The sequence below is a fragment of the Hymenobacter koreensis genome, assembly GCF_039541855.1.
Lineage (GTDB): Bacteria > Bacteroidota > Bacteroidia > Cytophagales > Hymenobacteraceae > Solirubrum > Solirubrum koreensis.
In genome coordinates, this window is the sequence record NZ_BAABHA010000016.1 from 37,841 (window position 1) to 64,675 (window position 26,835).

Here is a 26,835-nt window from a genome sequence, read left to right on the forward strand (position 1 = left end):
GCTTACATTTGGGTTAGGTAATTTTACCTAACTCTTCAAAATGCAGGACTACAACAATAAGTACCAAGATATCGACAAGCTCCTCGAAACAGTACTGAAGAAGTCGAACATGGACTTACGAAAGCTCTTTGACGCCCGCTTGAAGGAGGAGAACCTTTCTTTTAGCGCGGCCATGGCCCTGCTGAAAGTGGAGCACCGGGCGTTGAATGGCGTACTCGACGCGACCCAGAAACGGCACGACCTGCTCATGCTCACCCGCCTGGCGGACTTCCTGCAGGTGCCGTTTAATGAGTTGATTACCGAACTGGTTGAAAATCTGGAAATCAATTTCGCATACGAGGTGAGTACCTCTAAGAAAGAGGAATTTATCCGACGAAGCTTCAACCTCTCCTATCTCAAGCAGATTGGGCTGATTGACGACCCCAAGGACCTGCATCACGTTGAGCAGCGCATCGTAGAGCACTTCGGCTACACCAGCATTTTCGACTACGAGAAGGAGGCCGTTGGCATCGCCTACAGCAGCGGCAAGCCCAAGTCCAAAACCACGTTTGAGAAGGATTTTTGGGCTGCCCGCTCCGCGAAGGTCCTGAGCGGCATCAACAACTTTTTTCCGTACGACCGCGACAAGCTCAAAGCCTACATCCCCCACATCCGCTGGCATTCGATGAATGTCAAGAAGGGCCTGTTCCAAGTAATTCGGGACTTGTTTAAGCTCGGGGTGACCGTTATCATGCGGCCTTACGATGCAAAGCTTTATGCCCGTGGGGCCACGTTGGCGGTCAAGGACAAGCCGGGGATTGTCCTGACACCCTACAGCAATTACTATCCCACTCTCTGGTTCGCGCTGCTACACGAGCTTCACCACATTCTCTTCGACTGGGATGAAATCCAGAGCCTCACCTACCACATTACGGGAGAGCTGGACCTGTTTTCCATGAAGGAAACCCAGGCGGATGAATTTGCCGCGAACATGCTGCTGCAAAACGCCAAGATGGAGCAGGTGAAGCCCCATATCAACAACAAGACCTTTGTCGAGGAGTTTGCACGGGTAAACCAAATCCACCCGAGCATCATTTACATCCGCTATTGCTGGGAAATGCAGGATAGCGACAAGGATGTCTGGGCGAAATACACCCCCCTCATCCCCAAGCAAAGCGAGGCCATGTTAGCCCTGCCCGGCAATCCGTGGCAGAGCAAAGTAGCACTCAAGGAAATCGCTCAACAAACGCAAGAAGCATATTTCAAAGGCATCTAACATGGCCAAGCAAAAACAACTAGCCCCCACGACCCAACTCCAAGAAACCACGCGGCCCACGATTAGCCGTGAGGAGGAGCTAAACGAAATGTATGCCGCCGCGGCCGCGCTGGTGGAAAGCGCGGGGCTGGACGAGACCCTGGACAAAGAGAATGAAAAGCGGTTCCTAGCCGAGTTCAAGCTTAACAACCCACGGCTGGCCCGCTACATCGGCGAATTGCAGCCCTATGTCGTCACCTTTCCGATGGAGTTTTACGAGCAAATTTACCGCTTGCACGGCTGGTCCACGGACCCCGAGAACCTGCGCAAACGACCAGGAATCGTGGGCGCCTGGACCATCAAGCTCATCTACGACCGCTTCCCGACGGGCATGGTCGACGAGCTGCGGTCCAGGAACCCGCGCACGTTGAGCGGCGACTTGTTGCATAAGTACTTCCAACTCCTGACGGCAGAGGGCTCCTCGCTGCTCAAGGAGTTTATCCAAGAAGCCATCGACCTGATGAAGCAATGCGGCAGCTGGGCGCATTTCGAGAGCGCATTTGCCCGCAAGTGCGGTAAATCCTGGCAGACGTTCCTGTTCGACAACCCCGTCGATTAGGCTGCTTTACTCTTCTGGTTATGATTGTTACGCCTGCCCAACGAAAGGTCATCCACGACATCCTAGCCCAGATGCTGGTCGGCATCAACGGGAATCCCGGCATTATTTTCCTCTATGACGGCAACAAAGAACTCGGCATTTCGAAAGAGGACGGCCGGTTTCTGCGAGACGTCATGCAGGCGGAAGGCCTGGTCCGAAATGCGGACGGCCCGAATCAAAATCGTCTTTCCGAACTGACCACGAAAGGGCAAAGCATCGCCCAGAGCCCGGGCGGCTACTGGGCCTATGTCCAGCAACAAGCGGCCCAACAGCAGCAGCAACGCCAGCGGGAAGACGAGCAGCTTGAACTAAACCGGCAAGGCGTTGCCGCTACCATAGGCAGCACCCGAATCGCAAAGATTAGTGCCTGGGTCGCGGGCTTCAGCTTGGCCGTTACGATGATAGCCACCTACATCGCCTACCAAGCGAATGCCGGCTCTAATGAGGTAAATGCCCGCCTGCAGAAGCTCGAGGCGCAGATGCAGCAGTTACAGCCCAAGCAAGCAGCGCCGCTACCCAGCCGTAAATAAATCCTAGCAATACCCTTAGAAGAGAATGAAGAGACACAAGCCTTACCCTGTGTCTGGTGTCGCTTTCAGGGCGTGGACTTAGGTAGAACTATGCGAGAAGCCCGTCACCCCTTCCTCCCATTCCAACTCGGCCACAATTAGCCTTACCAGGACCGTATTATCAGCCCTGTACTCTGTTAAGCGCTTTTTGACAGCATAAATCCCGGCCCACCTTCTATCCTCTTCCGCACCAGCCGTGACGATAAACTCGTCGCTTGGCAGTGGAAGGTGCCCGCTAACTGCGTAATAGCGTTGAACCAAGGCCTCCAGCTTCTCGGTCAGATAACTCCTCATGCCATTTAGTGCCCATCTCATCCGCGTGCGTTCGTCCGGGTTGGCGCCGGTGCTGTGGGGATAGGGACGGGCAGGGCTTGCCCGCTGAAACAGGTCTGCCGCCTCGTGCGGCCAGCTTTCGACCTCTACGACCAATCTAAAGGGTAGCGTCGGTCTTGGCTCTGGGTGCAGCCCGGTAAGGTAATCTTCCCAATCTTCTAGGATGAGCGGGGCTGGTAATTGCATTGGGCGTACCGGAAAAAGTAAATGTGGAGGAGCCTTTAAAGTACCGGGTAAAATTACCTCGCGGCACCGGCATCTACAGCCACCTTGTCTCATCCGTTCATAACCTCGCCTTCGATTCCTCAACCAAGATGCAATCCAAAATAAGCTAGTTATGATTTTCATTTGTAGACAGCCGTTTATGAAGATAAACGCAAAGTTTTTAATCAAAAAAACTTTGCGTTTCGGGTGATGATGTATCTTCACTTTTCGTTTACTCCTCATGAGCCGTTCCCGCATCTCTCCTACCCAGCAGCGCTTGCTGCGGCGTTTGCAGCAGCTGACACCGGGGCAGATTGTGCGCTTCGCGGATTTCGAGCAGCTGGGGTTGAGCGCGCCGGCCGTGGCCTCGGCGTTGAACCGCCTGACGCGCACGGGGCAGGTTCAGCGCGTGGCCAAGGGCCGCTACCGGGTCGCGCCCACCGGCCGCTTTGGGCCGGTGCCGCCCAGCGAGCAGCAGGTACTGGAATCCTTGTTGCAGCCGGCGGCGACCGGGGGGCTGGAATACCCCACCGGCGCGGCCATCTTTAACCGGCTCGGGCTCACGACTCAGGTGCCGCGGGAAATCGAAATAGCCACGCCCCGACCCAAGCCGGCCAAGCAAATCGGCACGGTGCGGGTGCGCTACGTGCGCAACGCCGGGGCTACGCGCCCGGAAGAGGTGGAATTGCGGCAGCTGCTCGATGCCCTGCGCCGCATCAAGCGCGTGCCCGACGCCAGGCCGGCTAAATTGATTATCCAGCTACGGGAGAAGGTGCGGCGCTTGCCTGCGGCCGACAAGCGCCGCCTGGCCACCCTGGCCCTGTCCTACAACCCCGCTACCCGCGCCTTGCTCGGGGCCCTGTTGGAAGACATCGGCGAGAAAGCCCTCATCCCCGCACTGCGCGCCAGCCTGAATCCCTTAACCGTTTACCGCCTCGGCTTGTCCGCGGCCGACTTACCCAACCGCGACCTGTGGCGAATCCTATGACCCTGCACCGCCAGCCCGACGTATTTCGGGAGGCCATTCTTCTGACGGCCACCGAAACCGGGCTGAGCCAGGCTCTGGTGGAAAAGGACTATTGGGTAACCTGGGTGCTGCGCAACTTGGCCGAGTCGCCTGTGGCCGGGGAAGTTGTATTCAAAGGCGGCACGTCGCTGTCGAAAGCGTACCACCTCATCGAACGGTTCTCGGAAGACGTGGACCTGGCCGTGTTGCTGGGCGGCCGCACCGGGGCGGCCGTGAAGGCCCTTATTCGACAGGTGCACCATGCGGCGGTAGCGGCCGGAACCGCCGAGGAGTTGCCCGAGGTGCCGGGCAACAACAAGCTGGGGCAAATTCGGCGGGTATACCACCGATACCCCCGCACGTTCCCGCACATCTCCACGGTGGCCGGGGAAGATATTCTGCTGGAAATAACGGCCTTCGGCGAGCCGCATCCGGTGGTGCAGCTACCCCTCAATTCCTACATCGCTGACGTATTCGCGGCGCGGGGCCTGGAAGCGGAACTGGACGAGTTCGGGCTGAGGCCGTTTGCGTTCAACGTGCTCAGCCTAGGGCGCACGTTCGCCGAGAAAATCATGGCCCTAGTGCGGGCCTCGTACGAGCCGGACCCGGCCGTGGACGTGAGCAGCAAGGTGCGGCATCTTTATGACCTGCACCAGCTCGCCGGCCACCCCGACGTGCAGGCGCTGCTGCCGGGTGAAGACCTGTTTGCGCTACTGCGCGCCGTGCAGGCCGACGACGTAACAGCTGGCGTGAAGGGCCCCACCCACGAGTGGAAAGGTCGGCCGCTGAGCGATTGCTGGGCCTATGCGCAGGAAGCGGTAAACCTCCAGTTGGCCCGCCGCGCCTACGAGCGCGAGCTGCCGGAGCTGTTGCACCGGCCCGCGCCCAACTTTGAGGAGGTGATGCACACCATGCGCCACATTGCGGCACGCCTCACGGTGTTTGACCAACTCTAAGCACAGAATTGAAAGGATGCGCCAACTATTTCCAAAGAGTTGGCGCGAGCAAAAGCGGCAGTTTTTATTATTGCTATTACAGCAATAATAAATTTTATAATTGCTACTAAAACAGATACTTAACTCGTTTTTAAAATGCTCGCAATTCGCTAGGAGCGGATGTATTCGCGCTGTAATGTTGTGGCATCTATTACAATTCAGCCCAGTGTTACGCATGCTCTCTTCCCATCAAATCGAGACTTTAAAAGCCGGCAAAGCGGCCCATCTACCGGCCAGCCGTGTCATCACCGAGGCTGATTTGCCTTCATCGACTTATACCTACTTTCTGTATGACGAGTGCTGGCTCACGGACCAAGCCTCGTTGCCCGAGCTGCTAGAAGGCCTACGCGTAGCGGGGTCACCTGAACTGGGAGGCTTCATCTGCCACTACTATCACACTGCGCTGGCAGGACGGCTACCGCAAACTCGCTACCTCATTGAGCAGCGGGTGCCATTTGCCGCTGAATTCAGCAAGTACCTATTGGCCGCCGACCGCCGCAACTACAGCCGGCCGAAGGATTGGCTTAAGTACCTGACGCAGCAGATTCACGAGGCTCAGCCCGAAGACATTGACTACTTCTTCACGGAGATAGCCGCCACGCTTCAGCATCACCTGGTGGTGCGGACAGAAACCAAAATATTCCGCATCACGGAGCTGGAGTTTTACTATCACAGCCGAAACCACCCCGACCCCTACGTACACAGAGACGCGGAACAGCTAAAGCCTTTGCACTGGTATTTCAACAAGGCTACCAGTCTAGACCTTACGTTTGGCGACCGAGACAGCAACAGCTTTGGTGGCATTCTGCTGCGGGGGCTTCAATTGCTGAGCACTGCCCCTACCGACGAGGTAACGCCGTCCTACCCCTATATCATGGGCCCGCAGCTCCTGACCAGAGCGCTGGTAGCCAGCTGGGGCAGCGCGCTGAACGGCGCGACGTACCTTTCCCTGGAGGAGAATCCTACCCCGACGGAAGCACCGCCTGCGGCCTGGCGCACGGCCCGCGTAGGGCTAACCTTTCGGCCTGACGAAGAAGACACAGTGCTTCCCTACGTGACGCGGCCTTACCGCTTTCTGGCCGATGAAGGCTACTTATCTCGCCTCAAGAACAAGGAAAGCATCTGCAAGCAGCAGCGTATGGATGCTGACACGGTGCGTCGCATCCTGGGCTATAAGCCAAGCTGGCTATGATTGCGGCCAACTCGGTTGCCCGCTTCTACTTGGCCGATACCCTCGTCCAGCGGCACCCCGCCACTGCGACGTCCCTCACTGATGCGCTGCTTAAAAGTGGGACGACAGTCGCTACCCTGCCTGAAACCCGGGATATCTGGGCTCGAGATTTTATGCCCGTGCTTACCGCCCGCGGCCACCTGATGCAGTTTCGCTACTTCCCAGACTACTTGCGCCCTGAGCGGTGGCATACGACCATCACCGACGGCGCTGCAGTAGCAAACCAGTTGGGCCTGCCGCTCCGGCGCAGCCCGCTTATAGTCGACGGTGGCAACGTGGTCAGCCGGTTCGGCCGGGTACTTATGTCTGATAAGGTGCTGCGCGAAAATCCCACGGTGCCTCGCTCTCAGTTGTTGCGCATGCTGGCCGATGCCTTGGAAGTAGACCGGATTGACTTGATACCGGCTCACCCCGACGACTTCACCGGGCATGCTGACGGGTTAGTGCAGCTGCTCGATGAGCGAACGGCCCTGGTAAATGACTACCGCCGGCACGAGCCCGTCATCTGGCAACGACTGCTGAAGGCCCTACGACGCGCTGGCTTCGACTGTGTACCCTTACCCTACAACCCCTACCAGAATAGGGATTACACATCGGCAGTGGGCGAATACATCAACTATCTGAGTGTAGGAAAGACGTTGATTATTCCTGTCTACCACCAAGCAGAGGATGAGCTAGTCATGCGCCGCTTACAGGAACTCTACCCCGACTTTGGCATAATCCCACTCGATGGTAGGGCAGTGGCTAGGCAAGGCGGCGTATTTCACTGCGTGACGTGGGAGACGAATTGAGGACTATTCTACATTCAAAGTCGCATTTGGCGAGACGGGAATGCTCAATCGGTCTCATCATGGGCATGGTGCTAACTGGAAAAGAAAACGACTTAGATTTACGCGTTGCGGTAATTTTCTATTAAGCAAGCGAAGATTCTCTATTGAGTTGCCTCTGGCATAAGTTCTATCATTTATGAGTTCTATCATTACCACTGAAGCTTTTTTTTCTGAGATAAAGGCCAAGATTTTAGCAGAAATCAACTCAGCCAAGCACACTATCTATGCTGCTGTGGCGTGGTTTACTGACCGGGAACTACTAGCTGCTCTAGAGGCAAAGCAGCAAGAAGGTGTACAAGTGGGCCTGGCTGTTGCGCGGGACGCTATTAATCAACGTCTTGATTTTGGGCCGTTGAAAGCCTGTGGGGGATGCTTCTATTGGATAGAGGGAAACCTGATGCACAATAAATTCTGTGTTATTGACAGCCGAGATGTAATTACTGGGTCTTATAACTGGACATACCGTGCAGCTACCGATAATTATGAGAATATCGTGGTTACAGCGGGAGACTACGACCTCGCCTTTCGCTACTTAAGTGAATTCAAGCGCATTACAGGCTCCGAAAATCAGCCATCGGTTGCATTAGCATTTGACTTAGGCAAAGTAGTGCGGCGCATGCAGGTTATTGGAAACCTTGTACAACTGCAGGAACAGGAAGACGCATTGCGTCAGACGCTCCGGCTGTCAGCTGAGTGGTCGGACCCATTAGCTGAACAGCTACATAGGCACCTAATGGCAAATGAGTTTGCCGCTGCCTTGACCTTGGTACATGAGTTTATTCGCGTGCAGTCACAAGTTGTGCGCTATGAAGACCCGCTGATAGCAGCCCTGAAGCTTGAGATTAGAGACTTTGAGTACCGGTTGGTAGCAGTTGAAACAGAAATTGCTGATGCTGAGCACAGGCTTAGACAGTACAACCATACTTTCACCATTAAACTGGGAAGTATCAGTGAGGAAATCCTGCGCCTTAAACAAGAATATGCGCGGCGACATCGGCAGGAGAGCCCATTTTCCGAACGAGAATACGCCGAGTCGAAGCGACGTTACGAGGACTTTAAGCAAGAGCGACAGGCCGAGGCACAACGACCGTTTCAAGAACTTGACGCTTTAGGCTTGGAGCAACTCAAAAAGCTGCATAGGCGCTGTGTATTGCTCTGTCACCCTGATAAAGTTCCGGAAGCACAGCAGGCTGAGGCTACACTGCTTTTTCAGCGGGTGCAAGAAAGCTATGAGCGGCAAGACTTGGAGCAGTTAGCAATTTACGCAGCTCAACTAGCCAACGGCATATTCCGGCCCAGTACCGATAGCACTGATTCCCTGGAATATTTGCGGTTGCGACGTGACCGGTTGGCTGAGCAATTGGCAGCGGCAGTCCAGCACTTGGAAAGCACTGTGCAGAGCGAAGTATATCAACAGGTCTGTAGCATTACTAATTGGGAGCAGCATTTTCAAGAATTAGCCGAACAACTTGCCCAAGAACTAGCACGCTGGGAGTCTTATGTCAACTAAGCAAAACCTACCTATCCGGAGCGGAGCCGACGCAGTCCTAAGTTCGGTTGAGAATAAATTGCTGACGCTGCAAACTCTACAACTGGAAGCTTCGGTTGACTACTGGTATCAGCGTGGTGTAGGCTACAAGGAAACTTTCGACTGGCCAGGTGCGCGGCACTGTTTTCGACAGGCCTGCCTGTTAGAAAAAAAGCATTGGAAGGCGTGGCTAATGACAACCTACGTGGCCGCTCACACCGGCCCCGCTGAGGATTTGCAGGCTAGCTTGTTAATGGCTTGGCTAACAAAGGACATTGAGGACAACCGACGTTTTGAAGAACTGCTCTCAAATGCGGAGTGGCTGCTGTTGCACGATGCACTACTGGCAGAATTAGAGCGTGTTTTTAATGATGATGTGCGCGAGCAGATGGCCGTTATTCACAGTAATAGCAAATCAAGCAGGCTGTGGATACCTCCGTGGCAGACCCCAAACACTTGGCACTTCGTGGATGCCTGCACTTTAAAGCAGGTATGTCAATTTACGCAGTTGTCGCTTGAGCAACTGACTGTCACTGCCCTATCGTACGCGTTGGCTGATAAGCTATCCGGTTACAAGGAGTATGAGGAACACCGCGTGGATGCTTATCACTTATGTCATAAAATCTGTGTCAGACTGATTAACACCGGGCACAAGCTGCTGGCACAAACAAAACGCATCAGTCCGCTTCTTGACTTGCTCCGAGATAAATATAAGTTGTTCTATTATGCGCTTGGACACGTCACAGACTTCCAGGACCGTAGGACAGCTTGGCAGGACGTACTGCGCTTTAACCCCAAAGACCCCATCGCACACTACCATTTAGGTTCTATTCACCCAAATTGGATTGGGGCACTTGATTCTGCTAATGCATATAGTTGGCTGTACGCAGCAGCACAGCTTGAACCCCGCTATGAACAACAGGCTTACTATCTTGAATCCAGAGGGGACGCCGTGTTTTCGCAGCACAACAGGGACTGGAATGTTGTAAATATCATGGGTGAACAGATAGGAGACAAATGGTATAATAAGCGGATAATTGACAGAGATTATACATCAAGTATTCCGCCATACTACTTCGATGACAGCCGGCCTCTACTTATCCGTAGCTATCAGCTTGCATTGACAGATTACTATAAAGTATTAACAATTGAGCCTGAAAATGTGAATGTTAAAACAAATATTGCTAGAATAGAAGCTTGGTTTAACTTGAATTTTGATAAAGCAATACTGCTTCTAACACAGGTGGTGGACCACTATCTGCACATATATAATGTTGCTCCTACTAGAAATAGGGAGGAATACAAGCTAGAGATTCATGAATTACAAGAAATCAGCCGGTTAGGACCTCTATACCAAGCTTTATTTTATCGTGGGCTGGTCAGGATGAATAAAGCTGATTATACGGGTGCTGTTGAGGATTTCAACCGCTCTCACAATGTGCGCCAAGGTGTATACATGAGAGGCTTAGGCACAGAATTACTTTATCACCGGGCTGAAGCTAATTTCTTACTATCAAACCTAGCGGATAGCTTAAGTGATTTGAACGCACTTGCTGACAGATTCAGATATGATGATGACCGGTTTTATTACCGGCGTAGTCAGGTAAAAGCCGCGCTAGGCGATGCGGCTGGCGCTGAAGCCGACAGTATATTATCGTATTCAGCGCGGAACAGTGAAGTCAGGCAGCAACAGTTGAAACGTTTTGCCGACCAAACTCCTAAATTCTTATACCGTCTTCAATAGTCAGAGCAGGAACTGTCAAACAAGAAAGTAGATGGCTTGCATGTATTTTCTTTTGAACTGGCGGTAGCTGACGCGGCTTCATTATCTCATGAAAGAGACCGGTACTTTTGCGCACCAACGCCACCGATTAACTATCTAAATAATAACAATTTGCGCTTTTAATGGTCTTTACTAGGCCTATATGGTTGGCTTGTGAAAAAAAGCCAACTAGACTCTCTAAATGCCATTTTTAGCAGGCAGGATGCCCCCTGTCTTTAACTCATCTCGGGTATAGTTTATTGGTCCTATGGTTGGCTTTGCCGGGCGCGTATGCGGGGGCAGCGTATCGTCTTCCTCGGTAGCCAGGAAATAGAATACCTGCGGCTCGTGGTACGTGTAAGGCTTAATCCGCTCAGCCCGGATACCGTTCTCTATCCCATTTAGATAGTTTCTCAGGCGGATAGCTTGGTCTTCAGCCAGCCCAAATGAGTTGGGAAAGACAACTTGATTGAGTTGCTGTAGCGTGAGTACCGGGTCCACGTTATATAAAACGTGCACAATGCTATAGATTCTCTGCATTTCGCTGTTACCCGCCCGAAAGCAGTAGTATCGGTCGCGGCTAAGCAGGCTTTCCTTGGCTGGCCTGGAGTGGATAAGCTGCCTTTCGATTAAATGCGCCGTTTCACTGGCGGGAAGTGTAATCACGGATGGCTCGTAGCTTGGCATAGCTTGTTTCTGCGACTGGCTGAATCAGGACTTTGGCGCTTTTTTGGATGGCTTTTTCTTTGCTACAGTAGATTGTGGGGGTTCCTCGCTTGCGTCCGCACTCGGCTCCGCCGGCCGGTTCTGATACTCGTCACGGATGAGGTCAATAAGCTGCTGCTCGGGCACTCTTAGCAGCGCAGCCAGCGCCAGCAGCTCCCTTATGGTCAGGGTCTCGGGTTCCTTGATTCGGCGCTGGGCCGTGCGGTGGTTGATATCCAAGCCCTCCGTGAGTTGCATAATCTTGGTACCGGTCTGCTGCAGCAGCTCGGCGAGGGTGCTGGCCGTGACGGTGGTAGCCTGCGCCTGGATGGAGATGAGGTGACGTGTCATGGGTAAGGCTACTTTCTGCTGGCAAGGGGGAGCAAAGGATTTTTTATGGCGCGGAATGAGCGTTGGGGCGGCTCGCCGGCCCGCACCTGAGTTAGCAACTCTTCTACCTGCTCCGGTTCGAGTAGCTCGCGCATGGGGCCGATAAAGGTGAACCCTCCGAATATGCTCTCGTCGCCGTGCACGAATCGCAGCAGGTAGTAACGGGCGTCATACGGGGCAGCGTAGCGCACCAGCATTACCAGCGCCGGCGGAGCAATGGCGTACTGCTCACAGAGCTTGCCGGCTAGGTCCACGACGCCTAACCCAATACGGTCCCAGAAGAATTGGGGCAGGTCAAGGGCAATGGCCCACCCGTGGGCCGGATGAACCAGCACTTCACTCCGGGCGGACTGGGCTTGGTCATCCAAGAAATAGAAGGGCTCGGCTTGTTGAATACCGGGGATGCGAAGCAGGCTTTCCAATAGCAAGGGGTCAGGAATGGTAACTCAAGTACTAGGTCCGGCTTACGTACAGACGCGCCGTTAGTGGCAGCAGCGCGGGAAACTTGAACGGCCGCCCTGCGACGCTTCCTCACGGAGCAGCATCGCATCCTCCCACCGCTCACTTTCCGCTAGCGCCAGCGCGGCCCACCGGCAGACCTGCCGGGCATCCGACGTGGCGGCCATCAACTGGTCCGCCTTCTGCCGGCGCTCGGCAGAAAAAGCCGGGTGGTTGAGAACGAGCGCCAGCCAGGCCCTGGCTTTTTCCAACGGTAGCGGGTCAGCAGTGAAGTGGTCGATAGGAACGGAAACAGTCATAGCTATTCTATGCACAATATACAAAGTATAATTGCACTTACTGCGAAGCCAGTGGAAAGGGCCTATTTGCAAAACATCCCGGCCGGCCACTGGCCAACCGGGATGCTGCGGGCATTACCTCATCATCTCAGACCGCATGAGTAGTACCGGGCCGGCCACCACATCCACGGGGGAGTACTGGTCAAGCGGATAGGTTTCGTACCACAGAGCCGTGGCCAGCGGGTTAATGGGGCGCTCCTTGAATTTGCCCTCGTCGTCAAAGACCAGAATCCAGTCCTGGTAAGCCCCGTGCTGGGGATGGTGCACGTCGATGTAGTCGCATTCCAAGGCCGCATACAGCTGCGCCAGCTTGAACGTCCGGCCCTTCACGGGTCGCACTTCCTGGATACTGCCGTCGACTCCCAGCAGCATGGCCGCCCCCTCGGCCGGGAGCATGGCGCGGTGCTGGCGGGCGAAGTAGTCGCCCAAGGCCTTTACGCTGGCCAGCCGCTGCCCGTCCGCAAGCTGAAAAGAGCCGTGCTCGTAGGCATGGGTTAGAAACCGTTTGCCGGTAGTACCACACAGCGCCACGATGCACGATTGGTCAAGCTGCCCGGCCTGGACCTGCACAAACAGGCGCGGCGGTAAGGGCTTCCAGAACGGCTGCTCCTGTTCGTCGCCGGCCAATATCTGGCTGCTGTGCAGGCTGAATAAAAGCGGTTCAGCCGCCATGGCTGCTGCCGCTGGTGGGGTAGGCTCGTCGTCCACCCCAAACAGCAATGCCTCCGCCACTGGCCCGGAATCATCCTTGAACTGGTAGTGCCAAGCTCCCTGCACAAAGTCGCGGGCCGATACCGTCAGCGGCTGCTCTACCCCAAAAAGGCGCACGGTCTGCCCGGGATTAAAGCGCGCTGGCGCGGTTCCGGCTGGCACCGGGTAGGTCAGACCTTTCACCCAGCGCAGACCCTGTGGGCCACGAAACCGCACCTGCTGGCCTGCCGCCACTGAAGCCGCTTCGGCCCTATCGTCGGTACGGTTGAGGTAGCCGCTCAACTCTGCGCGGCAATAAGCTGCTGCCTCAGCTATGGTAGCGAACAGCGCCGCCGGGAAGCTGTCCCCGTACTGGCGGAGAACTTCAAACTGGTAGCTGGCAAGATGAGTGTTTTCCATGCTCTAAAGGGTATTTGGGGTGGTTGTTGATTCTAAATGGTCAACATTCGCCCTCTTCCCTTAGTTGCATTTTATACAAATTTTAATAGTACTTTGTGCAATATCTTATTGTCTTCTGGTGTCTTTGATTGCCACGCAAAAACTCAAAAGCCTTTCCGGCCGCGTGACCGAAAAGGCTTTTAATAGTTTTGTGCTACAGGGAGGGCTTCTACTAGGCTAAGACGTAGCTGGGGCTAGGATGCTAATAAGACGTTCAATAGGAATTCTGGGGGTGAAGGGATGTGTGCCTCCCCACGTGTGAGCTTTGATACGGCGCACATCTTCGTCAGAGAGACTTACATGGCCAAGCTCGGTTTGCCCCCTGAATATATGGCAATGATTGCCGAAAATATTTAGGGTGAAAGTAACGGGAACGTGTTCGTCGAGTAGGTGTAAAAGCGGGTAGTATGCGGTTGACATGGGAACAGAGTGAAAGGGTTCACCAAGAATTTACGACATAAATGCCATATTTCCTCTGCCTCACTTAATTCTCCTGGCCTTTCGGCTTGGTCGGCGTCCAGTCCATCCACTTCCGTTCGGTTTGGCAGCGGGTGCATTGCATCAGCAGCTCCGTTCCTACAGGGTAAACTTCCAGCACTTCCAAATGGGCGTGCAGCGTATCCTCTCCGCACGTCACGCAAGCCAGTAGCTCGGTGCCGGCCAGCTGCTCTTCCAGAAAGCGTAGTTCGTCGTCCTGCATAGCAGCAAAGTACGAGGCTTAGCGTTCGATACCACCGCTGCTACGGCCGGCACTGGGGCTACTACGCTCCTGCACCGGGGCAGTGGCCAGCACCTTGGCTGAGCCACGCAATTCATCCAAGTGCTTGCTGCTGCCAAGCCCCGGCATCTTCTCGGCCGCGTCGAGTGACCGACGGAAACTCTCCGCGTTGGGTCCGACAATTACTGGGTTACGCGCCACGTCCTTCGCTACCTCGCGCAGGCTGGCCCCGGCGGCGGCCTGGCCATGGGCATCCAGCACCTTGGCCACCTCGCGGGCGGCAGCGGCAAATACGGGCTGGGCCTCGGCGTGCGTTCTGATGGCTACGGGAGCCGGCTGGCCGGTGCTCCTTGCCGCCGAAGCCGCGGGCTGCCGCTGTATTGGCGGGGCCACCAGTTCGGCCTTGGTTAAAAGTTTGGTACAAAGGTTAAACGAGCGGGCCCGCTGGGGCGCCCGATTGTCAGGAGCAGATTATGGGCACCATATGGCTCACTGAACAAGATTCCACCCGTTGATTAACCTGTCCGTCGATTTTTCCTCGTAATTTTTTTCTCTAAAAGTTTTAGCCTGACAAAATAAACAGTATGTTAGCGGCGGTCCAATCACACGCATGTGGGCCACAAATAGGTTATCCAGCTTACCGCGTAGTTTAAAACCGAGTTCACGCTAGTTTGTGCTTTTACAGGGATGTGCAACCCTGCGTGGAACAAAGCTTGTATTATAACAGCCCTCCAAGTTAATTGGGACAACTGTTAAGGCCACTTACGATTACTTGTAATTCATAGAAGGCTGGTTAAAACCAGTTGCACAGTTGTGTCCTGTGTTTTTTGAATTGCCGGCCCAACTTTACACTGATATATGAACGCGGACAGCTCATCCGAATGCCTTGTTACGTTGGTTAAACAGCTGGGAATTCCCGTGACAAAACGCGGCATTTTCGAGGAATTAGGTAAGCATCCAGACCATCCCAGTTTATTGGCTATCAGTGATGTGTTGCATACTTGGGGCGCGACAAATAATGCGTACAAAGTAAGTGTTGAGCAATTAAGGGATATTCCTGCTCCTTTTATTGCCCATACTCTAATCAAAGGCGCTGATTTTCTTTTAATAAAGAAGATAGACGGTAAAAAAATTACATGTAATCATGGCTTAAAGCGGAAGTATGAGTTCTATTTAAGTGACTTTAAAAAAATTTTTACAGGAAATATATTAGTAATAGATAATAAAAGAGCAATTGGAGAGCTAGATTATAGTTTGAATAAAAGGAAGGAGTTAATAGAAAATTTACGACATCCAATAATTACAGGTATTTGTGCATTGCTGATTATAATAATCTTTGTAAATTTAAGTTATCGAGTGAACACCGATTGGCGGATCATAAACCTGTTTGTTGCCAAAAGCCTGGGATTAGCCTTAACAGTCCTACTGCTGATTCAAAGTGTGGGAGCCAGTAATTCGCTCCTGCAGCGTTTATGTGACGGAAAAAAAACTAGCAATTGTAATAGCATACTCCAATCGAAAGAGGCCAAGCTCACTGAAGAAGTAAGTTGGGCTGAAGTGGGTTTCTTATACTTCGTTGGCAGTTGGTTAGCACTGATTACCCTGAGTAACTCAGCAAACATTCTGTATCTGTTAGCTTTGATTTCTATGCTTTGTTTGCCTTTTACGGCTTACTCGCTGTACTATCAGGCTCGCGTTGCGCGACAATGGTGCATCTTATGTAGTGCGGTTCAAGCTTTGTTGTGGATTGAGTTCCTACTATTGTCTTCGTACCTCACCAGTTCATTTGCTCTGCCATCTTTTGCAGATATGGCTACTTTAATAGGGTGCATGCTCACTCCTTTTGCAGGGTGGTTATTCATCAAACCATACATTCAACAGGCGCAACAAACAACAGAATTACAGCAACAACTGCAGGTGTTTAAGCAAAATCGGCAATTATTTAATAAAACCTTGGCCGAACAGCCTTGCCACGAGTTACTTCCAAATACCCAAGCCATTCATTTTGGTAACCCAAAGGCTAAAAATATTATTACGGTCGTCTCTAATCCTAGCTGTTCTCCTTGTGCGCAAACTCATCAGTTGCTTGAACACTGGCTAACACGTCGCGACGATTTTCAAGTACAAATTCTATTTGCAGTGCCCAGCAATCCGCATGATCAAAGAGCACAAGTCGCTTCGCATTTAATGTCTTTGAATATACATAACCAGCAGCTAGTGCGGGCAGCTCTGCATAATTGGTATATCGATAAGCCAAAAGAATACAAAGCATGGGCCCGGCTTTATCCTGTCGAACATGGACTCGACGGGGGCAACGAATGCCTACAGAAGCAGTTTGATTGGTGTCAAAAAATCGCGGTGGTGAGTACACCCACCGTGTTGCTGAATGGCCGGAAGCTCCCTAAACCTTACCTACTGAAAGACATCCAGTACTTTCTCTAAGTATTATACAAGCATTGTTGGCCGACAATGGAGTTGCTTGGCTCCTTCAACCAAGATAAGGAAAGCCGTAACCTGATAAAAGAGGCCCAAATTTTTAGAGTTTTACCCATGAGTTCAACAGCATTTATGTTTGGCGTGGACGCTTGTGCCGCGCTCTCGAGAGATGAAATGAGATTAGTAACGGGAGGCGATATATTTTCGCCTGCACCCGGAGAAGATGTGCCGACCGAAGGCGAAAGTGGTGGACGACGCTACTGCAGTGTCAGTGCAAACTTTGGTGCTGGGGCTATCGACAATAGTGGCTGGTGTGCCAGCGACAACAAAGCGACTTGCGAGGCAGCAGTATTGTCTTGGTGTACAACGGTAGGCGCAACAGGTTGTCATGCAACTTGTTAGAAAGTGATTTTCTTTCGGGGTGCTGATTTCCATAATCAGCACCCCGAATTATCGCCATTTATTATTATTTGTTTTAAGTATTCTGCCATTAATTATTCAATCCATTATTATACACATAATTTAACACAGTCTAAATTTAAAGTAGCTATTTAAATTTTTTAAGAAAAGTTCATGGTAAAGCTCGCTAAAGAATGTCTCTCCACATTGATGTTTGTGTTGCTCGCGTGCTGGTGCAACGCCCAAGGTAAGGCCCTACCCACTGTGCTAATTGGGTCTGGGGACGACATCTTCTTCAGTTACCTCAACGATTACAACGACCGGGTGCGCTTCCTAATGGAGCGAGACAGCGCCACGAACACTACGCCCCCGGTTACTCTGTACCTAACGGAGCCGACCCTGTTGGAATTCAATGCAAATTTTCGGCAATACCGGGTGTATGCGGCACCTGGCGACACGATCCATGTCATAGCAAACCGCAAAAGCAACCTGTATTATCACTTTGCTGGACGAAAACAAAAGCAAGTCGCCTTTTTCAACGACCTAGAAGCAGCCGGCTTAGGGTTGGGGTACCCGGATGTGGTCAGCCTAAAATTCAACCCAACGCGTTACACCAGTTACGAGGGGAACCTACGGGGTAACCGGGAGAAACGCTTGGCCATATTGCACAACTACCAGGCGCTCGGTTACTTAGATCCTTCGTTCTTCGCGTTCGCGCTTTCGCTGATCCATCAGCAGTATGTATTTGCCTTGCTATACCCTTATTACGACACACCTGCCATAAAACAGTACCCCGCCGCGTATGTTACCATGATACACCAGAGCCCGGTGCGGTCATTGGTGCAGGAGAACCAGTTCCTGAACACGTCCCAGCATTACCGTAACGTCGTGCGGGGCTATAACAACTTCCTAAGCCGGAACGCGACGGGCACTCCAATGGCGTTTGCCACCCTGTACAGAAACGCGCTAGATTCATTGCGCGGGCCGGCACGAGACTATGAGCTATTTAGTTTGCTGAAGGATAACATCAACGGCGGGTTAGACGATTACCGTGGCGTCTACACGGGCTTCCGTACGGCATGTACCTCGCGCTCCTACGTTGCCTACATCGATAGCTTGGTTGGCCGGCACCAAGGACTGGTGACACTGCCGAAACTGCTGAATACTCAGCTTGAAGACCCGTCGGGGGCCGCCCTGACGTGGCAGAAAATCCTTGCGAAGAATAAAGGGAAAGTGCTCTACATTGACTTATGGGCCAGTTGGTGTGGACCGTGCCTAGCCCAAGTACCTGCTTCGCATAAACTGATGCAGGCGCTGGCTGATAAGCCTGTTGCGTTCATCTACCTGTCCGTTGATGCGGACAAGCAGAAATGGCGCAAAGCCTTGCAAAGCACTGGAATCGACGCGCCCGGCTCCCAACAATACCTACTGAATGCAGAATCAGATTTGGCAAAGTATTTAAATGCTCCGCCTATCCCGCGTTACGTTTTGATCAATCAAAATGGAATTCCTGTAGGCTTAGATGCTCCCCGTCCAAGTGACATGAATGCACTTAAAATGGTGCTTAATATAGTTAGATAGGATGAAGGTGCAGTGAAGGTTGCACGCCGATCTGCCTGAATACGTAAGCAAAGTTCTAAGCCTATATAACTACCCGTTATTGTAAAATAAATTCAATTATTTGTTTTTTTGGATAAATTATAAATTCTTCTAATAAAATTAGTTGTGTCTATTTTTATTGGTTAACATAATTGGAATAGAAGTCACTGTTTAATGAGTACTAATTCTTTGAAATAGTGTTGTCATTCTCAAGTATAAATGAAAAAAAATGCATATTATAAGCAGCTCGACCAAATGGATTGCGGTCCTACTTGCCTGCGGATGGTGGCAAAGCACTATGGACGTCATTTTTCCGCGCAGACGCTGCGAGAACAAGCTCAAATTGGTAAAAATGGCGTTTCGCTGCTCGGGATTGCGGATGCAGCAGAAGCGATTGGGTTCCGTTCACTAGGTGTTCAGGTATCTTTCGAGAAATTAGCACAGGAAGCCCAATTTCCCTGTATTGTACACTGGCAGCAGAACCACTTTGTAGTCGTTTACAACATACACGTAAGGGACAAGAAGTGGATGCGTAAAATTTTCGGGGGAAGTAGCGCTTTAACAAGCACCGAAGCAAGCATTCGTTCCCACGTCGATTCCGACGTCTTCGGCCCATCTAAAGCAAAGGATAGGCATGTACCTATTGAAACCCGTCCTGATGCAATACCTCAAGGCACTGTTCAAGTTGCCGACCCTGGCCGAGGGTTGATTACCTATACTATCAAAGAATTTTGCGATGGCTGGCTGGCTTCACGCTCTACAGTGCAAAGTGTGGGCATAGCCTTGCTGTTGCAGCCTACGCCAGCTTTTTTCGAGCACCAGGACGAACATTCCAGCACTTACGGTTTTGAACGAGTCCTAAGTTATGTGCTTCAGTACAAAGGACTACTGATGCAAATAATGCTTGGGCTAGCCGTGGGCAGTGGATTGCAGTTACTTATACCGTTTCTGACTCAATCCGTGATTGATATCGGAGTTGATACCCAAAACGTGTCATTTGTGTACTTGGTTCTGGGCGCTCAATTGATGCTCATGGCTGGGCGTCTAACCGTTGAGTTTATCCAAAGCCGGCTTCTGCTGCATGTGAGTACACGGGTTAACATCAGCATCCTGTCCGATTTTCTAATTAAGCTCATGCGCCTTCCGTTGTCGTTTTTCGACACAAAACGGTTTGGAGACCTTATGCAGCGCGTCGGCGATCACCACCGAATTGAGGCCTTTTTAACGGGGCAAGCTGTGTCGTTGCCTTTCGCAATAATTAATATTATACTACTCAGCTCAGTCGTTGCCTTATACAGTCTTCCAATTTTTGGAGTATATATAGTATCAAATATACTGTACGCTTGCTGGATAGTCGTTTTTTTAAAATATCGCCGTCAGCTCGATACCAAGCGGTTTGATCTTTCCGCTAAAAGTCAAAGCTCCTTGATCCAGCTGATACAGGGAATGCAAGAAATAAAATTAGCCGGAGCCGAGAAACACAACCGCTGGGCCTGGGAGCGGTTACAAGCCGGCCTGTTTCGGTTGCAGCTAAAGAGCTTGAATTTAGGCCAGTACCAACAAGCTGGGGTCTTCCTACTTAACGACGGCAAAAATATTCTAATAACTTGCCTAGCAGCCCAAGCGGTCATCAAAGGGCAGATGACCCTTGGGGCAATGCTGGCCATGCAACAAATCATCGGGCAGCTAAATGGTCCGGTAACCCAATTGATCGGTTTATCTCAGGGGCTTCAAGAAGCTAAAATAAGTTTGGAGCGTCTCAACGAGATACACACCCTCGCAGACGAAGAATCATCGGAGCGAGCTATCCTTGAACTCCCAACTGCTGCAGGCCTGCGCCTACACCACGTTTCATTTCGCTACCCCGGGGCTGGAAACGAGCCCGTGCTGCATGGTATAGACTTGCATATTCCTGTGGGCAAAACAACAGCCATTGTAGGCATGAGCGGCAGTGGCAAAACAACCTTGCTTAAATTGTTGCTTAAGTTTTACGAACCGTCCACAGGCGAAATACGGTTAGGAAAAACTGCACTTGGCAACGTTAGTCATGCTGCTTGGCGGGCACAGTGCGGGGTAGTGATGCAAGATGGGTTTGTATTCTCCGATACGATAGCCCGCAACATTGCAGTGGGAGTTGATCGAATCGATGCGCAGAAGTTGGACCATGCGGTGCAACTCGCCAACCTGCGCGAATTCGTCGATGAACTGCCTTCTGGGCTGCATACTATGATTGGAGCAGAAGGAATTGGCATCAGCCAAGGCCAAAGGCAGCGAATTCTTATTGCGCGCGCCGTGTACAAAGACCCTCAATTTATTTTTTTCGACGAAGCAACGAACGCCCTTGACGCGACAAACGAAGCCGTTATTATAAAAAATCTAAATGAGTTTTTCTGTGGTCGAACCGTGGTAGTGGTGGCCCACCGGCTTAGCACCGTTTGCCATGCCGACCAGATCGTCGTACTAGAAAAAGGTTCTCTAACCGAAGTAGGCACGCATGCTGAACTGGTAGCCCAACGAGGGGCTTATTGGAAATTAGTAAAAAATCAATTGGAATTAGGGGCGTAATGTAACTCAGACTGCCTTGCCATCAATTATTGCTACGTCCGGTCATGTTAAATCAAGCCACGACATTTATTGAATTGCGAGCCGAAGAGGTACAGGAATTGATGGCACGGCCTCCCCGATGGCTTTTGCGGTGGGGGATACCAATACTGTTGCTAGTTCTGCTATTGATATTTACAGGAGCGTGGCTTATCCATTATCCTGATTATGTGCGTTCGCCTTTTACGCTCACTGCTACCATCTCTCCAAAGGCAGTGATGACGCGTACAGATGGCAAAATCGTACGATTATTTGTTCAAGAAAAGCAAATGGTACGAGCCGGTGCCTGCCTCGCTTATTTAGAAAGCACCGCTGATCATGACAAAATACTTCGGCTAATACGTCAGTTGCGTACCGCCTGGAAAGTGGCACAAGGCGGCAATCTGGAAGGCTTAGAGCAGATCAATCTATCTGGTTATAACCAGTTGGGCGAGTTGCAAAGCACTTATCAAGTTTTTGAGCAAGCACACATACAAATGAGGGCTTACCTCAATGGTGGTTTCTATTCGCAGAAAAAAGTCATACTGCAGCAGGAAATAGGCGATTTACGCGCACTAGCGCAGCAATTGACCCAGCAACGAGTATTGCAAACCAGGGACGCCTTATTGGCGCAAGAAGAGTATGCCGTTCATAAGCAGTTGGCTGAAAATAAAGTGATTGCAGCTCTTGAACTTAAACGAGAGGAAAGCAAAAATATAGGTCGGCAACTCGCCTACCAACAGGTAGCAATGGCGATCATAAACAATAAGACGTCCCAGCGGGCAAAAAAGAAAGAAATTTTAGAAATTGATAAAGAAGTAGCTGAGGGCCGTGATCAGTTTTTGCAAGCGTTAAATACCTTGCTAAGCGCTGCCGAAGCATGGCAATCTAAGTACATACTTATAGCGCCTGTGAGTGGCTGTGTGCATTTTACTGGCATTTTGCAGGAGAACCAAGTTGTCGCCGCTGGCAAAGAAATTTTCTATGTAGCCCCTCCCAACACGGGTTACATTGGCCAGTTGCGGATACCGCAGCACAACGCTGGCAAAGTACAAGTAGGACAAGAGGTGTTAGTAAGGTTCAGTGGGTTTCCATACCAAGAATTCGGTATTGTGCGGGGGCGCATTGTTACCATTGCTGATATTTCTTCCAGCGATAGCGCATTTTTAGCTAAGGTAGAACTGCCTGCAGGTCTTAAAACTTCGTATGGTAGATCGCTTACTTACAAAACCGGCATGACTGCCTCAGCAGATATTATTACGGCCGATGAACCCCTGCTGATGAAACTCTTCTATCAATTTCGCAAAATACAGAAAGCCGGATAATCGCACTGGCTTATAAAACTGTATCCCGAAGCTTTTCTTGGTCTGATGAAAATGGCTGTAAGTGATATAAGTGAAGTACTAGTTTAAAAACCCAGAAGACGGTGAATAGATAGGGGCTTAGGAAGCAAACTCAGTGAGAAGGTGGCGTAACTTTCTGTTATGCAGCTGGGTAACCGCTATTATAATCGCGCAAAAATTTCGGAGGCCAAATTTCGGTACGTGCTACGCTTGTTTTCGCTGGATTTGACGGCTTCGGACGCAGCCCGGCTCAGTGGCCTGAGCGTGCGTACGGTTAACGCGTTGTACCTGCGCTTGCGCCGCCGCCTGCAGTCGTGGTGCCCGGTGCCGGCCGGGCTGGACGGGGCCGTCGAACTCGACGAAAGCTACTTCGGCCCGCGGCGCGTACGCGGCAAACGCGGACGCGGGGCCAGCGGCAAGACCATCGTCTTCGGCCTGTTTAAGCGGGGCGGACAAGTGTGGCCTTGGTTAAAATTTTGGTACAAAAGTTAATCGGCGGCCTTGGCCGCGGCCGTCTTGCGGTGGGCGTGGATGACCACCTGTCGGTGTCGTAAGTACTTATAAAGGGTAACCTTGGAGATGTTCAGGCGCTGGGCAATCTCGTTGACGCCGAGTTGCTGCTCGCGGTAGAGCGTTTCGGCGATGATGGCCGTGCGTTCGGCCTGCTCCGAGAGGCCCCGCTGGCGGCCGCCCATCCGGCCCCGGGCGCGGGCCGCGGCCAGCCCGGCGTGGGTGCGCTCACGAATCAGTTCCCGCTCAAACTCGGCGAGGGAGGCAAACAGGTTGAACACAAGCCGTCCCTGGGCGGAGGTCGTGTTGATGGCATCGGTGAGGGAAACCAGGCCCACGCCCAGCTGCTGGAAGTCGCCCACCACTTGCAGCAGGTGTTTGAGCGAGCGCCCTAACCGGTCGAGTTTGTAGATGTAGACCGTGTCGCCGGTGCGCAGCTGCGTCAGCAGCCGCTCCAATTTGGGGCGGCTGGTACTGGCGCCCGAGACCTTCTCCTGGTAGATGACTTCGCAGCCGGCTTTGGTCAGGGCATCGAGTTGCAGTTCGAGGTTCTGGTCACGGGTCGAGACACGGGCATAGCCGATTTTCATGGGGCAAAGTACAGGTTAAGCGTTGTGAAGGTATGGTTAATTGTACTTTGATTACTGAACAAGTTTTCTGTACCGAATTAACTGGTTTTGTCTTTGGTTTACCCCAGCGGGCGTCGCTGGATAACTTGTACAGAAATACGTTCGTTTCACTGTACAAGCCGGCCGGCTACTTTTAGGATTTACTTCCTTCAAATGGCCCGTCACCTTCCCTTACTTGATGCGACCCAGCGCCGCGCCTTCGACCAGCCCCCGGTCTTCAATCCGCCGCAACGGCAACTCTTTTTCGCCCTGCCCGACTGGGCCGCCCAGTTTCTGGCTACGCTGCTGGCGCCGCACAGCCGGGGCGGCTTCGTGCTGCAGGTCGGCTACTTCAAGGCCACCGGGCGCTTCTTTCCCGCGGACCGATTTCTGCCAGCCGACCAGGCGTACGTGCAGCAGCGTTATCGCTTGGGAGCGGTCGAGTGGGCGCGCTACGACAAGATCACCCGCTTCTACCACCGGGAGCAGATTCTGCAGCAATTCGGGGTGCCGCCCTTCGAGCAAGTCGAAGCCGCCGTGCGCCTGCAGGTGACGCATTTTGCCCGCCAGCAAATGAACCCGGTGGCCGTGTTTCACTCCGCCGCCGATTACATCCGCGCCCATCGTTGGGAAGTGCCGACCTACGCCGCGCTGGCCGGCCTCGTCACCGAGGCCTTCCGCACAGTGGAACAACAGCTCACCACCCAGTTGGGCCACCACCTGACGCCTGCCGTGCGCCAGCAGCTGGACGCCTTGTTCACCACGCCCGAAGAAGCCCCGGCCCATTCGCACCGGCCTTATCGCCTGACCACGCTCAAGCGCAGCCTGGAGCTGATGCGCCCGATGGCTACCCGCGCCAATGTGCAGGACTACGCCGTGCTCCAAACGCTGTTCGCCCAGGTGTACCCCGTGGTGCAGGCCCTGGACTTATCGGAGGAAGTGGTGCGCTACTACGCCCGCTACGTGGAGCGGACGCAGGTTTTTCAGGTGCAGCAGCAGGCCGACAAGAAGTACCTGATGGTGCTCTGCTTCGTGGTCTACCAGTACTACCAGGTGGGCGACCTGCTCACCGAAACGCTGTTGCAGGCCGTGCAGACCCACCGCAACGCCGCCCAGCGCGAAACGCAGGAACGCGTCTACCGCCAGCAGCAGGACTCGGCCGAGCAGCTGCGCCAGGTGCTGGAAGGCGTGGTCAGCCACGGCATGGCCCTGACGCAACTCGAAGCAGTCGCGTTTTCATTTGCCCGCACCAACGAGGAAAAGGTAACGGCCCTGCTGGCTTGGCTGCAAACCCCGGCCGTGGCGGCTTTTGCGCAATTGGGCCAAACGGCGGCGCAATTGCGCAAAGGGGGCGGGGGCAGTTCCAGTGGCCCCTACTACCGGGTGATCGAAGCGCGCTCCCGGACGCTCCAGCGGCGGCTGGGCGAGATTTTGCGCACCGTGGCCTACGAAGGCGCGGCCGACAGCCCGCTGGCCCAGGCCCTTGCCCAGTACCGGGCGCGGGACGGGCAGGTGAGCCCGCAGCCGCCGACCACCTTTCTGAGAGCCGCGGAACGGGCCGCCCTGGCGCAGGCCGAAAGCCCGGTTTCCCTGTACAAGGCCCTGCTGGCCGGCCATGTGGCCGACCATTTGAAAGCGGGGAAATTGAATCTGGTCCATTCGCTGCGCTACCGCCCGTTCGACACCTACCTGCTGGAGGCCGCTACTTGGGAGCGGCAGCGGGACGCGTTGCTGGCGCAAACGGACCTCGTGCACTTACGCGAGCCGGAGTCTTGGTTGAGCGAGTGGCAAGCCAAGCTGGCCACCGCCTTCGCCCGCACCTGTGAACGACTCGACGCCGGCACCAACCCCGGCGTAAAGACGCGCGCCAACGGGCGCCCCCGCTTCCTGACGCCGGCCCGGCCCCTGGACGAGGACGCCCCCCCGCCGCGGACGTTGTTTCCGGGGCCGGGCCTGATTTCGCTGCACGAAGTGCTGCACACCGTGAATGCCGAATGTCGCTTCATCGACTGCCTCACCCACTGGAGCCCGCGCAATCGGCCGGCCCGGCCGGCCGAGCGGGTATTTTTCGCCGGTACCATGGCCTACGGCTGCAATCTGGGCCTGACGCGCATGGCGCATGCCACCAAGCACGTGGCACTCGCCACGCTGGAAAACACGGTCAACTGGTATTTCTCGCTCGAGAACCTGCGCCGGGCCAACGACGCCGTGGTGGCCCTGACCGGCAAGCTGCCCGTTAGCCGCCTCTTTCAGCGGCACCCCGAGGCGGTCCACACCTCCTCCGACGGCCAGAAGTACTACGTGGCCGTGGATTCGATTCACGCCACCTACTCCTATAAATACTTTGGGCAGGAAAAAGGGATTGTCTCGTATGGCTTCCTCGACGACCGCCACCGGCTCTTTTACTCGACCACGTTCAGCTCGTCCGAACGGGAGGCCCCGTACCTGGTCGACGGCCTGCTGCACAACGACGTGGTCGAGTCCACCTTCCACAGCACCGACACCCACGGCTTCACCGAAGTCAACTTCGCCCTCACCGCTTTTTTGGGCATCGAATTCGCGCCCCGCATCCAGTCCTTTCAGGACCAGCAGTTCTACGCCTTCGCCGGCATGGACGTGCCCGACCTGACGGCCTACGGCCTGGCCCCGGTCAAGTACATCGACCGCGCGCTTATCGAGGCCCAGTGGGACACCCTCTTGCGACTGGTCGTCAGCCTCAAGCAAAAGCACGTGACGGCTTCCACGCTGCTGCGCCGGCTCAATTCCTACTTGCAGCAGCATCCCGTGTACCTGGCCTTGCGCGAGTTGGGTCGGGTGGTGCGCACCGAATTCCTGCTCCGGTACATGGACGACCAGGCCCTGCGCAAGCGCATCGACGACCAGCTGGACAAGCTCGAAAGCACGCATACCTTCGCCCGGGCCGTGTTTTACGGCCAAAACGGCCAGATTCCCTACGCCGGCAAGGAAGAACAGCAAGTCGCCGATGCCTGCAAACGACTCGTGCAAAACACGATTGTGTGCTGGAATTGCCTCTATTTAAACCAGTACCTATTTCAGGCGCCAGCGGCCGAGCGCCAGGCGGTGGCCGATGCCATCGCGGCTAGTTCACCCGTGAGCTGGCAGCATATCAACCTGCACGGCGAGTTTGACTTCTCGGATGATGCCCTCAAGGACTCGCTCCGCTTCGATGTAGAGGCCCTGTTGGCGTTCAACTGGGGGTACGCCGCTAACCCTCCCGATTAACTTTTGGA

22 protein-coding genes and 2 pseudogenes are annotated in these 26,835 nt (G+C 53.5%); 16 read left to right on the plus strand and 8 right to left on the minus strand.

All coding sequences use genetic code 11. The features are described 5' to 3' along the window. Positions 1-40 precede the first annotated feature (40 nt). From ABD903_RS22995 to ABD903_RS23035, 9 genes are all read left to right on the plus strand, one after another. Positions 41-1,255, plus strand: a complete 1,215-nt coding sequence (locus tag ABD903_RS22995) for an ImmA/IrrE family metallo-endopeptidase (protein WP_345228182.1) — start codon at positions 41-43, stop codon at positions 1,253-1,255. A 1-nt stretch (position 1,256) separates the two neighbouring features. After that, positions 1,257-1,853 carry a P63C domain-containing protein gene (locus tag ABD903_RS23000; protein WP_345228183.1) on the plus strand — a complete coding sequence of 199 codons (597 nt, stop codon included), beginning with the start codon at positions 1,257-1,259 and terminating at the stop codon, positions 1,851-1,853. 20 nt (positions 1,854-1,873) lie between these two features. After that, on the plus strand, positions 1,874-2,422 hold the full coding sequence (locus tag ABD903_RS23005; protein WP_345228184.1) for a hypothetical protein: 549 nt from the start codon (positions 1,874-1,876) through the stop codon (positions 2,420-2,422). Positions 2,423-3,239: 817 nt separating this feature from the next. Beyond that, positions 3,240-3,986: a type IV toxin-antitoxin system AbiEi family antitoxin domain-containing protein gene (locus tag ABD903_RS23010; protein ID WP_345228186.1), complete on the plus strand. Its 747-nt coding sequence runs from the start codon at positions 3,240-3,242 to the stop codon at positions 3,984-3,986. Then, positions 3,983-4,960, plus strand: a complete 978-nt coding sequence (locus ABD903_RS23015; protein WP_345228187.1) for a nucleotidyl transferase AbiEii/AbiGii toxin family protein — start codon at positions 3,983-3,985, stop codon at positions 4,958-4,960. Before ABD903_RS23010 ends, ABD903_RS23015 begins: the two co-directional genes overlap by 4 nt. 214 nt (positions 4,961-5,174) lie before the next feature. Then, entirely contained in the window at positions 5,175-6,191 is a 1,017-nt protein-coding gene (locus ABD903_RS23020; protein ID WP_345228189.1) for a hypothetical protein, read from the plus strand. Then, positions 6,188-7,021: an agmatine deiminase family protein gene (locus ABD903_RS23025; RefSeq protein WP_345228191.1), complete on the plus strand. Its 834-nt coding sequence runs from the start codon at positions 6,188-6,190 to the stop codon at positions 7,019-7,021. Before ABD903_RS23020 ends, ABD903_RS23025 begins: the two co-directional genes overlap by 4 nt. Positions 7,022-7,196: 175 nt before the next feature. Continuing rightward, positions 7,197-8,570 (plus strand): phospholipase D-like domain-containing protein, encoded by a 1,374-nt coding sequence (locus tag ABD903_RS23030; protein WP_345228193.1) that lies wholly within the window; start codon positions 7,197-7,199, stop codon positions 8,568-8,570. Then, positions 8,560-10,332: a hypothetical protein gene (locus ABD903_RS23035; protein ID WP_345228195.1), complete on the plus strand. Its 1,773-nt coding sequence runs from the start codon at positions 8,560-8,562 to the stop codon at positions 10,330-10,332. Before ABD903_RS23030 ends, ABD903_RS23035 begins: the two co-directional genes overlap by 11 nt. Positions 10,333-10,548: 216 nt before the next feature. Here the strand turns inward: ABD903_RS23035 and ABD903_RS23040 are convergent, their stop codons facing one another. The 7 genes from ABD903_RS23040 to ABD903_RS23070 all read right to left on the minus strand — a co-directional run bounded on the left by ABD903_RS23040 (position 10,549) and on the right by ABD903_RS23070 (position 14,502). Then, on the minus strand, positions 10,549-11,016 hold the full coding sequence (locus ABD903_RS23040) for a hypothetical protein (protein ID WP_345228196.1): 468 nt from the start codon (positions 11,014-11,016) through the stop codon (positions 10,549-10,551). A gap of 45 nt (positions 11,017-11,061) precedes the next feature. Then, complete coding sequence (locus tag ABD903_RS23045) at positions 11,062-11,406, minus strand: hypothetical protein (protein WP_345228198.1); 345 nt, start codon at positions 11,404-11,406, stop codon at positions 11,062-11,064. A gap of 8 nt (positions 11,407-11,414) precedes the next feature. Next, complete coding sequence (locus tag ABD903_RS23050) at positions 11,415-11,867, minus strand: hypothetical protein (RefSeq protein ID WP_345228199.1); 453 nt, start codon at positions 11,865-11,867, stop codon at positions 11,415-11,417. Positions 11,868-11,927: 60 nt separating this feature from the next. Then, positions 11,928-12,203: a hypothetical protein gene (locus ABD903_RS23055; protein ID WP_345228201.1), complete on the minus strand. Its 276-nt coding sequence runs from the start codon at positions 12,201-12,203 to the stop codon at positions 11,928-11,930. 114 nt (positions 12,204-12,317) lie between these two features. Continuing rightward, on the minus strand, positions 12,318-13,352 hold the full coding sequence (locus tag ABD903_RS23060) for a hypothetical protein (protein ID WP_345228203.1): 1,035 nt from the start codon (positions 13,350-13,352) through the stop codon (positions 12,318-12,320). 523 nt (positions 13,353-13,875) lie between these two features. Further along, positions 13,876-14,091: a hypothetical protein gene (locus ABD903_RS23065; RefSeq protein WP_345228204.1), complete on the minus strand. Its 216-nt coding sequence runs from the start codon at positions 14,089-14,091 to the stop codon at positions 13,876-13,878. Positions 14,092-14,109: 18 nt separating this feature from the next. Further along, on the minus strand, positions 14,110-14,502 hold the full coding sequence (locus ABD903_RS23070) for a hypothetical protein (RefSeq protein WP_345228206.1): 393 nt from the start codon (positions 14,500-14,502) through the stop codon (positions 14,110-14,112). 465 nt (positions 14,503-14,967) lie between these two features. Here ABD903_RS23070 and ABD903_RS23075 point away from each other — a divergent pair, with 465 nt between their 5' ends. The 6 genes and pseudogenes from ABD903_RS23075 to ABD903_RS23315 all read left to right on the plus strand — a co-directional run. After that, a complete protein-coding gene (locus tag ABD903_RS23075; protein WP_345228207.1) occupies positions 14,968-16,551 on the plus strand; it encodes a vitamin K epoxide reductase family protein in 1,584 nt (527 codons plus the stop codon). 567 nt (positions 16,552-17,118) lie between these two features. After that, complete coding sequence (locus tag ABD903_RS23080; RefSeq protein ID WP_345228209.1) at positions 17,119-18,525, plus strand: TlpA family protein disulfide reductase; 1,407 nt, start codon at positions 17,119-17,121, stop codon at positions 18,523-18,525. Positions 18,526-18,762: 237 nt separating this feature from the next. Then, positions 18,763-21,108, plus strand: coding sequence for a peptidase domain-containing ABC transporter (locus ABD903_RS23085; protein WP_345228212.1), 2,346 nt, complete (start codon positions 18,763-18,765; stop codon positions 21,106-21,108). Between the two features lie 44 nt (positions 21,109-21,152). Beyond that, the gene (locus ABD903_RS23090) at positions 21,153-22,448 is read left to right on the plus strand and encodes a beta-barrel domain-containing protein (protein ID WP_345228214.1); all 1,296 of its coding nucleotides are present in this window, start codon (positions 21,153-21,155) and stop codon (positions 22,446-22,448) included. A gap of 159 nt (positions 22,449-22,607) precedes the next feature. Beyond that, positions 22,608-22,746, plus strand: a pseudogene (locus ABD903_RS23310) (IS1595 family transposase); the annotation flags it as partial. Positions 22,747-22,808: 62 nt separating this feature from the next. Further along, positions 22,809-22,928, plus strand: a pseudogene (locus tag ABD903_RS23315) (IS1595 family transposase); the annotation flags it as partial. Positions 22,929-22,954: 26 nt separating this feature from the next. Here the strand turns inward: ABD903_RS23315 and ABD903_RS23100 are convergent. Beyond that, the gene (locus ABD903_RS23100; protein WP_345228216.1) at positions 22,955-23,566 is read right to left on the minus strand and encodes a recombinase family protein; all 612 of its coding nucleotides are present in this window, start codon (positions 23,564-23,566) and stop codon (positions 22,955-22,957) included. A 192-nt stretch (positions 23,567-23,758) separates the two neighbouring features. On the opposite strand from ABD903_RS23100, the gene ABD903_RS23105 reads away from it, so the two are divergent. Beyond that, positions 23,759-26,827, plus strand: coding sequence for a Tn3 family transposase (locus ABD903_RS23105; protein ID WP_345228217.1), 3,069 nt, complete (start codon positions 23,759-23,761; stop codon positions 26,825-26,827). Positions 26,828-26,835: the final 8 nt, after the last annotated feature.

Excerpts from the sequence above, each read along its gene's own strand:
- ABD903_RS23085 (WP_345228212.1), top strand. The coding sequence starts at position 18,763 with ATGAAAAAAAATGCATATTATAAGCAGCTCGACCAAATGGATTGCGGT.
- ABD903_RS23035 (WP_345228195.1), top strand. The coding sequence starts at position 8,560 with ATGTCAACTAAGCAAAACCTACCTATCCGGAGCGGAGCCGACGCAGTC.
- ABD903_RS23005 (WP_345228184.1), top strand. The coding sequence starts at position 1,874 with ATGATTGTTACGCCTGCCCAACGAAAGGTCATCCACGACATCCTAGCC.
- ABD903_RS23000 (WP_345228183.1), top strand. The coding sequence starts at position 1,257 with ATGGCCAAGCAAAAACAACTAGCCCCCACGACCCAACTCCAAGAAACC.
- ABD903_RS23080 (WP_345228209.1), top strand. The coding sequence starts at position 17,119 with ATGGTAAAGCTCGCTAAAGAATGTCTCTCCACATTGATGTTTGTGTTG.
- ABD903_RS23075 (WP_345228207.1), top strand. The coding sequence starts at position 14,968 with ATGAACGCGGACAGCTCATCCGAATGCCTTGTTACGTTGGTTAAACAG.
- ABD903_RS23090 (WP_345228214.1), top strand. The coding sequence starts at position 21,153 with ATGTTAAATCAAGCCACGACATTTATTGAATTGCGAGCCGAAGAGGTA.
- ABD903_RS22995 (WP_345228182.1), top strand. The coding sequence starts at position 41 with ATGCAGGACTACAACAATAAGTACCAAGATATCGACAAGCTCCTCGAA.
- ABD903_RS23030 (WP_345228193.1), top strand. The coding sequence starts at position 7,197 with ATGAGTTCTATCATTACCACTGAAGCTTTTTTTTCTGAGATAAAGGCC.
- ABD903_RS23105 (WP_345228217.1), top strand. The coding sequence starts at position 23,759 with ATGGCCCGTCACCTTCCCTTACTTGATGCGACCCAGCGCCGCGCCTTC.
- ABD903_RS23055 (WP_345228201.1), bottom strand. The coding sequence starts at position 12,203 with ATGACTGTTTCCGTTCCTATCGACCACTTCACTGCTGACCCGCTACCG.
- ABD903_RS23045 (WP_345228198.1), bottom strand. The coding sequence starts at position 11,406 with ATGACACGTCACCTCATCTCCATCCAGGCGCAGGCTACCACCGTCACG.
- ABD903_RS23010 (WP_345228186.1), top strand. The coding sequence starts at position 3,240 with ATGAGCCGTTCCCGCATCTCTCCTACCCAGCAGCGCTTGCTGCGGCGT.
- ABD903_RS23100 (WP_345228216.1), bottom strand. The coding sequence starts at position 23,566 with ATGAAAATCGGCTATGCCCGTGTCTCGACCCGTGACCAGAACCTCGAA.
- ABD903_RS23060 (WP_345228203.1), bottom strand. The coding sequence starts at position 13,352 with ATGGAAAACACTCATCTTGCCAGCTACCAGTTTGAAGTTCTCCGCCAG.
- ABD903_RS23020 (WP_345228189.1), top strand. The coding sequence starts at position 5,175 with ATGCTCTCTTCCCATCAAATCGAGACTTTAAAAGCCGGCAAAGCGGCC.
- ABD903_RS23025 (WP_345228191.1), top strand. The coding sequence starts at position 6,188 with ATGATTGCGGCCAACTCGGTTGCCCGCTTCTACTTGGCCGATACCCTC.
- ABD903_RS23015 (WP_345228187.1), top strand. The coding sequence starts at position 3,983 with ATGACCCTGCACCGCCAGCCCGACGTATTTCGGGAGGCCATTCTTCTG.
- ABD903_RS23065 (WP_345228204.1), bottom strand. The coding sequence starts at position 14,091 with ATGCAGGACGACGAACTACGCTTTCTGGAAGAGCAGCTGGCCGGCACC.